The organism is Pseudomonas sp. IzPS59 (genome assembly GCF_014863505.1).
Taxonomy (GTDB): Bacteria; Pseudomonadota; Gammaproteobacteria; order Pseudomonadales; family Pseudomonadaceae; genus Aquipseudomonas; species Aquipseudomonas kribbensis.
The window spans coordinates 6,240,813-6,253,613 of the sequence record NZ_CP062251.1 but is presented as its reverse complement, the minus strand read 5'-3'; the positions used below and the strand labels follow the sequence as shown (position 1 = coordinate 6,253,613).

At 61.1% G+C, this 12,801-nt stretch carries 14 protein-coding genes; 9 read left to right on the top strand and 5 right to left on the bottom strand.

Annotated features, from left to right (window positions below; translation table 11 throughout):
• Positions 1-28: 28 nt before the first annotated feature.
• The 3 genes from phoU (at position 29) to IF189_RS28230 (ending at position 2,966) form a co-directional block, all read left to right on the top strand.
• Positions 29-790 carry a phosphate signaling complex protein PhoU gene (gene phoU / locus IF189_RS28240; RefSeq protein ID WP_007954334.1) on the top strand — a complete coding sequence of 254 codons (762 nt, stop codon included), beginning with the start codon at positions 29-31 and terminating at the stop codon, positions 788-790.
• 177 nt (positions 791-967) lie between these two features.
• A complete protein-coding gene (locus IF189_RS28235) occupies positions 968-1,924 on the top strand; it encodes a response regulator (RefSeq protein WP_134828539.1) in 957 nt (318 codons plus the stop codon).
• Between the two features lie 145 nt (positions 1,925-2,069).
• Positions 2,070-2,966, top strand: coding sequence for a peptidoglycan DD-metalloendopeptidase family protein (locus IF189_RS28230; protein ID WP_085708818.1), 897 nt, complete (start codon positions 2,070-2,072; stop codon positions 2,964-2,966).
• 6 nt (positions 2,967-2,972) lie between these two features.
• Here IF189_RS28230 and IF189_RS28225 read toward each other — a convergent pair whose 3' ends face one another.
• From IF189_RS28225 to phoB, 3 genes are all read right to left on the bottom strand, one after another.
• On the bottom strand, positions 2,973-4,313 hold the full coding sequence (locus IF189_RS28225) for a hemolysin family protein (protein WP_007954342.1): 1,341 nt from the start codon (positions 4,311-4,313) through the stop codon (positions 2,973-2,975).
• A 111-nt stretch (positions 4,314-4,424) separates the two neighbouring features.
• Positions 4,425-5,711 (bottom strand): phosphate regulon sensor histidine kinase PhoR, encoded by a 1,287-nt coding sequence (phoR, locus tag IF189_RS28220; RefSeq protein ID WP_240789170.1) that lies wholly within the window; start codon positions 5,709-5,711, stop codon positions 4,425-4,427.
• Between the two features lie 136 nt (positions 5,712-5,847).
• Entirely contained in the window at positions 5,848-6,537 is a 690-nt protein-coding gene (gene phoB, locus IF189_RS28215; RefSeq protein ID WP_003229608.1) for a phosphate regulon transcriptional regulator PhoB, read from the bottom strand.
• A gap of 151 nt (positions 6,538-6,688) precedes the next feature.
• Here phoB and IF189_RS28210 point away from each other — a divergent pair, with 151 nt between their 5' ends.
• Positions 6,689-7,072, top strand: coding sequence for a hypothetical protein (locus IF189_RS28210; RefSeq protein WP_085708820.1), 384 nt, complete (start codon positions 6,689-6,691; stop codon positions 7,070-7,072).
• A 63-nt stretch (positions 7,073-7,135) separates the two neighbouring features.
• Here the strand turns inward: IF189_RS28210 and ubiA are convergent, their stop codons facing one another.
• Both ubiA and IF189_RS28200 read right to left on the bottom strand, forming a co-directional pair.
• Complete coding sequence (gene ubiA, locus IF189_RS28205) at positions 7,136-8,026, bottom strand: 4-hydroxybenzoate octaprenyltransferase (protein WP_192552596.1); 891 nt, start codon at positions 8,024-8,026, stop codon at positions 7,136-7,138.
• Positions 8,026-8,577 carry a chorismate--pyruvate lyase family protein gene (locus IF189_RS28200; RefSeq protein ID WP_192552595.1) on the bottom strand — a complete coding sequence of 184 codons (552 nt, stop codon included), beginning with the start codon at positions 8,575-8,577 and terminating at the stop codon, positions 8,026-8,028. Before IF189_RS28200 ends, ubiA begins: the two co-directional genes overlap by 1 nt.
• A gap of 199 nt (positions 8,578-8,776) precedes the next feature.
• On the opposite strand from IF189_RS28200, the gene IF189_RS28195 reads away from it, so the two are divergent.
• The 5 genes from IF189_RS28195 to IF189_RS28175 all read left to right on the top strand — a co-directional run bounded on the left by IF189_RS28195 (position 8,777) and on the right by IF189_RS28175 (position 12,669).
• Positions 8,777-8,944: a rubredoxin gene (locus IF189_RS28195; protein ID WP_007954349.1), complete on the top strand. Its 168-nt coding sequence runs from the start codon at positions 8,777-8,779 to the stop codon at positions 8,942-8,944.
• A gap of 21 nt (positions 8,945-8,965) precedes the next feature.
• Positions 8,966-10,114, top strand: a complete 1,149-nt coding sequence (locus IF189_RS28190) for an NAD(P)/FAD-dependent oxidoreductase (RefSeq protein WP_192552594.1) — start codon at positions 8,966-8,968, stop codon at positions 10,112-10,114.
• A gap of 192 nt (positions 10,115-10,306) precedes the next feature.
• The gene (locus IF189_RS28185) at positions 10,307-10,582 is read left to right on the top strand and encodes an HU family DNA-binding protein (protein ID WP_003213368.1); all 276 of its coding nucleotides are present in this window, start codon (positions 10,307-10,309) and stop codon (positions 10,580-10,582) included.
• A gap of 405 nt (positions 10,583-10,987) precedes the next feature.
• Entirely contained in the window at positions 10,988-11,362 is a 375-nt protein-coding gene (locus tag IF189_RS28180) for a helix-turn-helix transcriptional regulator (protein ID WP_114886394.1), read from the top strand.
• Positions 11,356-12,669 carry a type II toxin-antitoxin system HipA family toxin gene (locus IF189_RS28175; RefSeq protein WP_192552593.1) on the top strand — a complete coding sequence of 438 codons (1,314 nt, stop codon included), beginning with the start codon at positions 11,356-11,358 and terminating at the stop codon, positions 12,667-12,669. Before IF189_RS28180 ends, IF189_RS28175 begins: the two co-directional genes overlap by 7 nt.
• Positions 12,670-12,801: the final 132 nt, after the last annotated feature.

Below are 12,801 nucleotides of genomic sequence, written 5' to 3'. Positions count from 1 at the left end.
CCTTACCGGACGCTCCAAGGACGCCAACATGATTAGTAAAGAAGGCCTTACCCATCACATTTCCGCGCAGTTCAACGCCGAACTGGAAGAAGTGCGCAGCCACCTGCTGGCCATGGGCGGGCTGGTCGAGAAGCAGGTCAACGACGCGGTCACCGCGCTGATCGAGGCCGACTCGGGCCTGGCCCAGCAAGTGCGCGAGATCGACGACCAGATCAACCAGATGGAACGCAACATCGACGAAGAATGCCTGCGCATTCTGGCCCGTCGTCAGCCGGCGGCGTCCGACCTGCGTCTGATCATCAGCATCTCCAAGTCGGTGATCGACCTTGAGCGCATCGGCGACGAAGCGACCAAGATCGCCCGTCGTGCAATTCAGCTGTGCGAGGAAGGTGAAGCGCCGCGCGGTTACGTCGAAGTGCGTCACATCGGCGACCAGGTGCGCAACATGGTCCGCGATGCGCTGGACGCGTTTGCCCGCTTCGACGCCGATCTGGCGTTGTCGGTGGCGCAGTACGACAAGATCATCGACCGCGAATACAAGACCGCCCTGCGCGAGCTGGCGACCTACATGATGGAAGACCCGCGCTCTATCTCGCGGGTCTTGAGCATCATCTGGGTACTGCGTTCGCTGGAGCGGATCGGCGACCACGCGCGCAACATCTCGGAGCTGGTGATCTACCTGGTGCGCGGCACCGACGTGCGCCACATGGGCCTCAAGCGCATGAAGGAAGAAGTTGAAGGGACAAGCGGCGAAACCGCTAATGTTCCGGGCGATGCTGACGATAAGTAAGATTGCCTGAGAAAAGCGCCCGGCCCTTTGGCCGGGCGTTTTTGTTTCTGCTTTTCATAGGCAGAACCGAATTAAAAAGCAGCACCCGCGAACGAAAAGTCCCGGCGTGACTGAAGAGTTTTGGCAATGTGCCATCAGCCAGCGTTATGCTTGCCGGGATTTTAATAGGGGTGTTGGATGAGCAAGATCAGTGTGTTGGTCGTGGACGATGCATCGTTCATTCGTGACCTGGTGAAAAAGTGCCTGCGTAATTACTTCCCGGGGATCCGCACCGAGGACGCCGTCAACGGTAAAAAAGCCCAGGCCATGCTGGCCAAGGAAGCTTTCGACCTGGTGCTGTGCGACTGGGAAATGCCGGAAATGTCCGGCCTTGAACTGCTGACCTGGTGCCGTGAGCAGGACAACCTCAAGACCATGCCGTTCATCATGGTCACCAGCCGTGGCGACAAGGAAAACGTGGTGCAGGCGATTCAGGCCGGCGTTTCCGGTTACGTCAGCAAGCCGTTCACCAACGAGCAGTTGCTGACCAAGGTCAAGCAGGCCCTGAACAAGGTGGGCAAGCTCGACACACTGATGAACAGCGCCCCGACCAAGATGAACTCGGCATTCGGCAACGACTCCCTGAGCGCACTGACCGGCGGCAAGGCTGCAGTGGTCGGCTCCGCGCCGTCTGCGCCTGCGGCCAACCCGTTTGCCAAGCCTGCCGCTGCCGCCCCGGCACCTGCCGCCGCGCCACAGCGTGGCTTGCTCAACAGCCCTCCCGTGAAAGCCCCGGCAGCCTCTGCTGCTCCGGCCAGCGGCCGTGGCCAGGGCCAGTTGCGTTTGCCAAGTGGCACCCAGCAATGCGTGATCAAGGCCCTGAGCATCAAGGAAGCGCTGCTGGTAGTGAAGCGCACCGACACCCTGCCGCAGATCCTCGACAGCGCAGTGCTGGACTTGGAGCAGGGCGACAACGCCGAAATCGCCCGCCTCAACGGCTACCTGCACGCTGTCGTCGCCCACGAGCCGAAACCCGACAGCGACTGGCTGCAACTGACCTTCCGTTTCGTCGATCAGGACGCGCAGAAGCTCGACTACATCTCCCGCCTGATCGCCCGCGGCACGGCGCAGAAGCACTTCGTTCCGGGCGCGTAAGCGTCGCGGGCAAAAAAAGACCGCTGCCTGACACAGGCTGCGGTCTTTTTTCATGCTGTGCCAAATTTGAAACATCTGTCGACTAGCCTGGTCTGCTTCAGCTGCTAGGCTCATTCCCAGGCCTTACTCGACAGAATTTTTGCCCATGCCCCTGCGCCTGCTGTTTTTCTGTGGTCTGTTCATGGCCTCCACCTCGACTGTGGCCATGACGATCTACAAATCCACCGATGCCAACGGAGTGGTTTCGTACAGCGACCGTCCGAGCAAAGGCTCCCAGGTGTTCGTGTTTCAGGACCGGATGGTCGAGAGGCTCGAGCGTCAGGTCTATCTCGACATCAAGAAACAGAAGGGCACCGACGTGGTGTTCGTGCGCAACGACCTGTATGCGCCGGTCGAGGTTGCACTGGCGTTCACCGGAATGAGTAACGTGCGAGGCGCGCCGACGGAAACGATCCGCCGGGTGCTGCCGGCGCGCAGCAACACGCGGCTGGCGCTGCTGACGGCGGTGTCCGGCGGCAAACCGCTGGTGTACACGCCGCAGTTCCAGTATTCCCTCGGCGACCCCGCTGGCGCTGCCCAGAGTTATCGCTATCCGTTTCCGTGGCGGGGCGGGCCGTTCCGCCTGAGTCAGGGCGCCAACGGTGACTACAGCCACTACGGGCCGAAGAACAAGTACGCGATGGACATCGCCATGCCGGTGGGCACGCCGATCATCGCGGCGCGGGCCGGGGTGGTGGTGAAGATCGAGAACTCGCAGAACGGGCGCGGCACCGATCCTTCCGGCAATTTCGTGCGGGTGCTGCACGACGACGGCACGATGGGCGTGTACCTGCACCTCAAGCAAGGGTCGGTGAGTGTGCGGGAAGGGCAGCGGGTGGCAGTGGGCAGTCCGCTGGCGCTGTCCGGCAACACCGGCAACAGCAGCGGCCCGCATCTGCACTTCGTGGTGCAGCGCAATACTGGAGGGGGGCTGGTGTCGATTCCGTATCAGTTCAACCAGCCGCTGGGGGCGTTGCCCAACTTTGCGTTGGGCAAGCGGTAATCCCCGTCAGTCGAGCATCAGCACCTTGGCCAGAATGATCTTCGGACCTTTCATCTTCTTGATGATGATGCGCAGGCCTTCGACTTCCAGCACTTCTTCCTCTTCCGGCACCCGTTTCAGGGTTTCGTAGATCAGCCCGGCGAGGGTTTCGGCTTCGATGTGATCCAGGTCGATACCCAGCAGGCGCTCGACCTTGAATAGCGGCGTATCGCCCCGCACCAGCAGTTTGCCCGGCTGGTAGGCGAGGATGCCGCGCTCGGCCTTGCGGTGTTCGTCCTGGATGTCGCCGACCAGCACTTCCAGCACGTCTTCCATGGTCAGGTAGCCGATGATGTTGCCGTCGGCTTCTTCGACCACGGCGAAGTGCGAGCCGCCCTTGCGGAACTGCTCCAGCAGCTGCGACAGCGGCATGTGCCGCGACACGCGCTCCAGCGGGCGGGTCAGTTCGGCGAGGTTGAACGACTCGGGAATGTGGTCCAGCGCCGCCAGTTCCAGCAGCAGGTCCTTGATGTGCAGCAGGCCGACGAATTCCTTGCGCTCGCTGTCGTACACCGGATAGCGGCTGAACTTGTGGCGACGGAACATCGCCAGGATTTCTTTCAGCGGGGCGTTGAATTCGAGGGTGATCAGGTCTTCCCGGGAATTGGCCCAGTCGACCACTTCCAGTTCGCCCATTTCCACCGCCGAGGCCAGCACGCGCATGCCCTGGTCGCTCGGGTCCTGGCCACGGCTGGAGTGCAGGATCAGTTTCAGTTCTTCACGGCTGTAATGGTGCTCGTGATGCGGGCCGGGTTCACCCTGGCCAGCAATGCGCAGGATGGTGTTGGCGCTGGCATTGAGCAGGTAGATCGCCGGGTACATGGCCCAGTAGAACAGGTACAGCGGCACCGCCGTCCACAGCGACAGCAGCTCGGGTTTGCGGATCGCCCAGGACTTGGGTGCGAGCTCGCCGACCACGATGTGCAGGTAGGAAATGATGAAGAATGCGGTGAAGAACGAGATGCCTTTGACCACTTCCGCCGACTGCACGCCGACCGCGCTCAGCAGCGGCTCGAGAATGTGCGCGAACGCCGGCTCGCCGACCCAGCCCAGACCGAGGGAGGCGAGGGTGATACCGAGCTGGCACGCCGAGAGGTACGCATCGAGCTGACTGTGTACGGTGCGCAGGATGTGCCCGCGCCAGCCGTGCTGTTCAGCGATGGCTTCGACCCGGGTCGAGCGCAGTTTGACCATGGCGAATTCCGCCGCAACGAAGAAGCCGTTGAGCAGAACCAGGATCAGAGCGAAAAGAATCATGCCGAAATCGGCGAATATTGTTGCGAGGGACAAGCCAGGGGAAGGGTCCATGATGGAGTTTTGCGGGTTCCGTGTGATTCGTAAGAGAGAAGAAATCGCGCCTGAAAGGCAGGCGCAAGTCAGCCAATGTAGCGGCTGACCTGGCGATTGCCTAGTCCGGCATTACTCAGCGGCGCTGATGAGCCGTGCCTGGGCGACCTGCGCCGGGGCGAAATGGCAGGTGAACGTGCTGCCGTGGCCGGGCACGCTGCTGATCTCCATCCGCGCGCGGTGGCGCAGCAACACGTGTTTGACGATGGCCAGGCCCAGGCCCGTGCCGCCGGTGTTGGAGTTGCGGCTGGAGTCGACACGGTAGAAGCGTTCGGTCAGGCGCGGCAGGTGTTTGCTGTCGATGCCGATCCCGGAATCCTGCACGCTCAGGTGTGCGCCCTGATCGTCGCCCCACCAGCGGATGCGGATATTGCCTTCGGCCGGGGTGTATTTGACGGCGTTGAACACCAGGTTGGAAAACGCGCTGCGCAGTTCCGCCTCGCTGCCCTTGAGCAGGATGCTGGCGTCGGCTTCCAGGGTGATTTTCTGATTCTTCGACCCGGACAGCTGCTGTGCATCGCTCTTGATCGACTGCAACAGGGTGTCGATGTGCACGGGCTGGTTGTCCGACGGGTAATCGGTGGCTTCCAGTTTGGCCAGCAGCAGCAAGTCGTTGAGCAGGGTCTGCATGCGTCCGCCTTGCTGTTGCATCTGCTGCAGGGCGCGGCTCCAGCGCGGGTTCACTTCCTCGACGTTGTCGAGCAGGGTTTCCAGGTAGCCGCAGATCACCGTCAGCGGGGTGCGCAGCTCATGGGAGACGTTGGCGATGAAGTCCTTGCGCATCTGTTCCAGCTGATGGATGCGCGTGACGTCGCGCACCAGCATCAAGTGTTCGTTGTTGCCGTAGCGCGTGAGGTACATCTGGATGCGCACGCGGTCGTTGGTCGGCGAGGGGATTTCCAGCGGCTCGGCGTAGTTTTCTTGCTCGAAGTATTCCTTGAAGCGCGGATGGCGGACCAGGTTGGTCACGGGTTGGCCGCTGTCTTGCGGGGTCTTGAGGCCGAGCAGGGTTTCGGCGGCGCGGTTCCACCATTCCAGGTTGCCGTCGCTGTCGAGCATGATCACCGCGTCTTTCAGTGCGGCGGTGGACTCCTGAACGCGGTCGATCACCGCTTGCAGGCGTCCGCGTACCCGTTGGTCGCGGCGTTGCAGGTGGTAGATGCTGTCGAACACCTCACCCCAGAGACCGTAGCCGTCGGGCGGTGCTTCATCGGGCTGGTGCAGGCGCAGCCATTCGTGCAGGCGCAGCAGTTGCTTGAGCGTCCAGGCCAGGTACAGGCCCAGTCCCGCCGCGAGGCTCCAGCCGTAGTAGCCGGTGATCAGGCCGATCACCAGGCAGCCGGTGACCAGCAACAGCATGTGGCGAATCAGGGTGCCATGCCAGTTTTGATTCACGGAGCGTCCTTAACGCAGCTTCGAGTTTCAAGCTGCAAGCTGCAAGTGAGAGCGGTTCGGCTGTTCCTTGCCGCTTGTAGCTTGAAGCTTGCCGCTGCTTTTATGCCTTGGTGGAGAACCGATAGCCGGTGCCGCGAACGGTTTGTACCAGATTTTCGTAGGCGTCGCCGAGGGCCTTGCGCAGGCGTCGGATGTGCACGTCGACGGTGCGCTCTTCAACATAGACGTTGCCGCCCCAGACCTGGTCCAGCAACTGGCCACGGGTGTAGGCGCGTTCCTGGTGGGTCATGAAGAATTGCAGCAGACGGTATTCGGTCGGGCCCATCTCGGCCGGACGGCCATCGATGGTCACGCGGTGGCTGATCGGGTCGAGCAGCAGGCCGCCGACTTCGATCGGCGCTTCGCCATCGGTCGGGCCGGCGCGGCGCAGCACAGCCTTCAGGCGTGCCACCAGTTCGCGTGGGGAAAACGGTTTGGTGATGTAGTCGTCGGCGCCGACTTCCAGACCCTGGATCTTGTTGTCCTCTTCACCCTTGGCGGTGAGCATGATGATCGGGATGTCCCCGGTCAGCTCGTCACGCTTGAGGCGGCGGGCCAGCTCGATGCCGGAGGTGCCGGGCAGCATCCAGTCGAGCAGGATCAGGTCCGGCTTGCGGTCGACGATAATGGCGTGCGCCTGCTGCGAGTTCTCTGCCTCGAGGCAGTCATAGCCGGCCATTTCCAACGCAACGGCGATCATTTCGCGAATGGGCGCTTCGTCGTCGACGATCAGAATGCTCCTGCCAACCATGCCTTAATCCTCTTGTCATTTAACTGTCTTGCGCCGCATTAGATAACGGAATTATTGCAGTCGTGTGACAGTATTTTAGTCCAGCGGCGATTGTGCTAATCCTGAACTAAGCTCTAAGTCCGAATCCTGACAACCACAAAAGAAGGTTTCCATGACACAAATGACTGCTTCCTTTAAAGCTCTGCTGATGGCTGCTGCCGTGACTCTGCCCGGCCTTGCGATGGCCGCTGAACCGGCAATGATGAAAGACGGCATGATGGTCGATCACAAAGGCATGACCGTTTATACGTTCGACAAGGACGCTGGCGGCAAGTCGATGTGCAATGACAAGTGCGCCGACAACTGGCCTCCGATGATGGCGCCGGCGGGTGCGAAGGCGGAAGGCAAGTGGACGGTGATCAAGCGCGACGACGGCAAGATGCAGTACGCCTACGACGGCAAGCCGCTGTATACCTTCAAGATGGACGCCAAGCCGGGTGACATGATGGGCGACGGCAAGATGGACGCGTGGCACGTGGTTCACGAGCACAAGTAAGCCATCGGCAGTGAAACAGGATCGCGGCCCGCAGGCATTGCCTCGGGCCGCGATGTCTTGAGGTCAGCGAAGCGCGTAATCCAGGACGATCCCGACGAAGATCGCCAGACCGGCCCAATGATTGTGCAGGAACGCCTTGAAGCAGCGCATCCGGTCTCGGTCGCGGGTGTACCAGAACTCCCACGCATAGCACCCGGCCGCTACCAGCAGGCCGAGGTGGAACCACATCCCCAACTCGAACTTCGACCCGGCCAGCAACAGGCAGCCCAGTGACAGCGCCTGCAAGGTCAGGATGATCACCCGGTCCGCTTCGCCGAACAGGATCGCCGTGGATTTCACGCCGATCTTCAGGTCATCGTCGCGGTCGGTCATCGCGTAATAAGTGTCGTAGCCCACGGTCCACAGCAGATTGGCGATCCACAGCAGCCAGGCCGTCGCCGGCAGCTCACCGGTCTCGGCGGTGAACGCCATCGGCATGCCCCAGGAAAACGCCGCACCCAACACCACTTGCGGGTAATAGGTATAGCGCTTCATGAACGGATAGGTGAACGCCAGCGCCAGACCGCCCAGCGACAGCCAGATCGTCGCGGCGTTGGTGCACAGCACCAGCAGGAAACTCACGCCCATCAGCAGGGCGAAGAACACCAGCGCCTCTTTCGAGCTGATCCGCCCGGCGGCCAACGGGCGTTCGGCGGTGCGCTTCACATGGCCGTCGACCTTGCGGTCGGCCCAGTCGTTGATGACGCAGCCGCCGGCACGGGTCAGCACCACGCCGAGGACGAAAATCACGACGTTGGCCAGCGACGGCGACCCTTTGCCGGCAATCCACAGTGCCCAGAGCGTGGGCCACAGCAGCAGGTAAATGCCGATCGGCTTGTCCATGCGGGTCAGCTGGATGAAGTCCCAGGCGCGCGGGTTCAGGCGATTCAGGGATTTGAGCAGGCTTTGATACATCAGCAGTTCTCCGGACGGGCGCGGACGGCTTCCCACAGCGTAGGCAGGAAAACTTCCGCCACCAGTACGCTCAATGCACCACGATCGAAACGCGAACGACGACCCCACAACCCGATGGCCCGGGAATTCTCGGGCAGCCAGTGTTCCGGGTAATGGCAGACTTCAATGGCGCGGCGCTGAAACGCGTGATCGCAGAACAGCAGTTCGCCCAGCGAGCGGCTGCCCAGTTCATCCATATGCAAGCCGTCGCCCTGCAAGGCTCTGCGCGACGCCACGCTGCGGGCGAACACCCAGGCCTCGCCATGACCGCGCAGATACACCTCGCGCACCCAGCCTTCGCTGCCTTCGGCCAGGTCCAGCGCCGCGCATTCGTCGTCGCGCAGGGTCTGCCAGCCTTCGAACAGCGGCGTGACGCTGAAGCCGTCATCGGACAGGCGGGTCAGACGGCGGGTCAGGGAGCCTTCGTCGAACAGCCAGTCGAGCGTGGACGTGTCGGGGAGGGGTGTCAGGTGGCTTTGCGGGCGCCACAACGGGGCGTTTTTGAGTTGCACAATGAGTCATTATTGGCAGCAAATGAGGCGGCGAGCTTACCATGGCGCACCGCGAATTTGATTGATCCGGGCCGCCATTGCGCCGAACAGGCTTGCATCTGGCCGGTACCATCAGTACAAAACGCCCTGAGCCGGATGGCAGTGCTGCACCATCGACCGTCCGCGCCGGCTAAAGCCTGAATCCTGAGGAAGTACCTGAATGAAAAAGTGGCAATGTGTGGTCTGCGGCCTGATCTATAACGAAGCCGACGGCTGGCCGGATGACGGCATTGCGCCGGGCACCCTGTGGCAGGACGTGCCGGAAGACTGGCTGTGCCCGGACTGCGGCGTCGGCAAGATGGACTTCGAAATGATCGAAATCAACTGAGAAAACACTGAGGAGTAGGGCATGAGCGCACCTGTCGTAATCGTTGGCACCGGGCTTGCGGGTTACAACCTGGCCCGCGAGTTTCGCAAACTCGATGGCGAAACCCCGCTGCTGCTGATTACCGCCGATGACGGTCGTTCCTACTCCAAGCCGATGCTGTCCACCGGTTTTGGCAAGAACAAGGACGCCGACGGCCTGAGCATGGCCGAACCGGGCGCCATGGCCGAGCAGTTGAAGGCCGAAATCCGCACCCACACCCGCATCAGCGGCATCGACCCGGGCCACAAGCGCCTGTGGATCGGTGAGGAAGCGGTGAGCTATCGCGACCTGATCCTCGCCTGGGGCGCCGAAACCGTGCGTGTGCCGATTGAAGGCGACGGCGGGGATCTGGTGTTCCCGATCAACGATCTCGAAGACTACGCACGTTTTCGCGCGGCGGCGGCAGGCAAGCGTCGGGTGTTGCTGCTCGGTGCCGGTCTGATCGGCTGTGAATTCGCCAACGACCTGATCCTTGGCGGCTACGAAGTGCAACTGGTTGCGCCGTGCGAGCAGGTGATGCCGACCCTGTTGCACCCGGCCGCTGCCGCAGCGGTGCAGGCCGGGCTGGAAAGCCTTGGCGCGCGCTTCCACCTCGGCCCGGTGCTGACCCGTTTGCAGAAAGTCGCCGATGGACTGGAAGCCCACCTGTCCGACGGCCAGGTTGTCCCATGTGATGTGGTGGTGTCGGCGATCGGTCTGCGCCCACGGATCGATCTGGCAGCGGCTGCCGGCATCCAGACCAACCGAGGAGTGGTGGTCGACCGCCATCTGCAAACCTCTCACGCCAATATTTACGCCCTGGGCGACTGCGCCGAGGTCGACGGGCTGAATCTTCTGTACGTCATGCCCCTCATGAGTTGTGCGCGAGCGCTGGCACAGACCCTGGCCGGCAACCCGACCGTGGTGAACTACGGACCGATGCCGATCACCGTGAAAACCCCGGTCTGCCCGTTGGTGGTTTCGCCGCCGCCACGGGGCCGCGAAGGCGTCTGGACCGTTGAAGGGCAGGGTGCCGACGTCAAGGCGCTGTGTCACGACGCGCAAGGGCAATTGCTCGGTTACGCCCTGACTGGCGCGGCGGTGATGGAAAAACTCGCGCTGAACAAACAGCTTCCGGCCTTGCTGGCGTAAATACCGGTCGTTCTGTCGGAATCACCCCGCTTTTGCCCCCACAAAGGTCGCGGGGAGACTGGCGCCGCCCTTATCCGCGTGCCATTCTCACTCCCGTCTGCCGCAGAGTAGAGCCTGCGGCGCCTTGGGCGCTGTTCCAACGAGAGCAGCACGGACATAACAACAAAAAACCGACTCAAAGGGGCTTCACTAATGCGTAAACCAGAACTCGCCGCTGCAATCGCTGAAAAAGCGGATCTGACCAAAGAGCAGGCCAACCGCGTTCTCAATGCCGTCCTCGAAGAAATCACCGGCGCCCTGCACCGCAAGGACAGCGTCACGCTCGTCGGCTTCGGCACCTTCCTGCAACGCCATCGCGGTGCCCGCACCGGTAAAAACCCGCAAACCGGTGAACCCGTCAAAATCAAGGCCAGCAACACTGTTGCGTTCAAGCCGGGCAAGTCGTTGAAAGACAGCGTCAATCCATAATTGCGGCGCATCCCTGAATAGCGGGGAGAGCCGTAATAAAAAGTGGGCACACCGATTGCGGTCGGGTGCCCATTTTTTGTGTCTGGAGAATCCCGAGGTCGCAGGTGCTCTTCTTGCCTTTATTCATGTATCGATCGAGCTATTTGTCTTGATATGCATACGTTATCAGTCATTATCCTTGTTATTGTCTAGCTATCTAGGCGTTTCTGATGTTGCATGTATCGTAGGTATTGCTTAAATCCAATGTCTTTTAATTGAGACATAAGGTTCGTTTCGTTCGTTATTGACCAGATATACATACGCAGGGTTGGCGTTGGCTTTCATGCAGGTCGATCCTTCTGCAATGTCTAGTATTGAATACACACACTTCGTGATTTGCACATTCGCTCCAGGAATTCAGACACTATGCGCCTTCAAGCCATGACCGACGATGCGATTGCCAGTGCCATTGGTGCCCGGCTCCAGGAATTGCGCCTGAAGAAAAATCTCAGCCAGGAGCATGTCGCCCGGGAAGCCGGCATCAGCCGCCAGACTCTGATCAATCTTCTCCATGGCAAAGGCACCCTGGTGAATCTGCTGGCCGTCCTGCGTGTCATCGGCGAGCTGGAAAGAGCGGCTTCACTTGTGGAGCCTGTTCGACCGAGCCCGTTGCAGGTAATCAAGATGGCCGGAACCCGGCGTATGCGGGCAACCGGCACGCGGGCGGTGGGCAAGGCCTCGGCGGGGAGCGCAGGCGAGCCGGTGTCCGGCAGCGAAGTCAAAAAGGAGGTTGATTGGTGATTACGGCAAAGGTCTATCTCTTCGAGCGGTTTGTCGGGGGGCTGCTCTGGGATGAGGGAAGCCAGCTGGGTTTGTTCGAATACGATCCTGAATTCGTCAAGACCGGTATCGAAATCTCGCCCCTCCATATGCCATTGGCCGCCAATCAGACATACGCCTTCCCCGGCCTGAACCGGGAAACCTACAAAGGCCTTCCCGCCATCCTGGCGGACTCCTTGCCGGATGATTTCGGTAACGCACTGATCGACGCCTGGCTCGCCAAGGAGGGCCGTGACAAAGCGACGTTCACTCCCGTTGAAAGGGTCCTGTATCAGGGCTCGCGCGGAATGGGCGGGCTCGAATACCGGCCCGCTCTCAGCGGTTCTGTAAATGCCAGTGAACATATTCAGATTGATGCGCTGGTAGAGCTCGCCAGCGAAGTGCTCTCGCAACGGGAAAGCCTGGCCGATCGCCTCGCCCATCACGACACCGAGGTCGATGACGAGGCACTGAAGCGTTTGATCCAGGTCGGTACCAGCGCTGGCGGTGCCCGGGCCAAAGCGGTTATCGCGATGAATGCGGCTGGCGAGATCCGCTCGGGGCAAGTCAGGGCGCCAAAAGGGTTTTCCTACTGGCTGCTGAAGTTCGACGTTGCCAAGAACACCGACGTCCTGGCCGACTCGCAAGGCTTCGGCCGCGTGGAGTACGCCTATTCGCTCATGGCCAAAGCTGCCGGCATCACCATGAGCCCGTGTGAATTGCTGGAAGAGGGTGGCCGCGCGCACTTTCTGACCAAACGCTTTGATCGTACCGATGGCGGAGAGAAGATCCACATGGCCACTCTGTGTGCCATGGATCATGCCGACTACAAACAGCCAGGCGGCTACTCCTACGAGGAGGCGTTCGGGGTCATGCGGGTTCTTGGTTTGCCGCGCCGTGACGCCGTGGAGTACTTCCGCCGCATGGTTTTCAATGTGGTGGGCCGCAATCAGGATGACCACACCAAGAACACCAGCTTCCTGATGGATCGGGCAGGCACCTGGTCTCTTTCCCCGGCCTATGACGTTTCCTGGTCGTACCAGCCCGGCAGCTTTTGGGTGGCTACCCACCAGATGACGATCAACGGCAAACGCGACAACTTCGAACTCGCGGACCTCGAGGCGGTGGCTGGGCAGATCCGGGGCATCGACGCGCCGGCCATCATCAAGGAGGTTTGCGCTGCTGTTAAGCGCTGGCGCGAGATCGCGGGATCGGTAGGCGTTGCGCCGCGATTGATCGATGAGATCGAGAAGACGCATCGTCTCTATCTCGGTGAGGCATTTGTCTGATCAGGTAGAGAAGATGTACCGGGTCATGTGAAAGAAAATCGGTGCAGCGAAGCTGATCGGCGTCATCCAGAATATGTAGCCACCGATCAGCTGTCGTTGCTACCGGTAGACGGCGCTCGATAATCGGGTGAC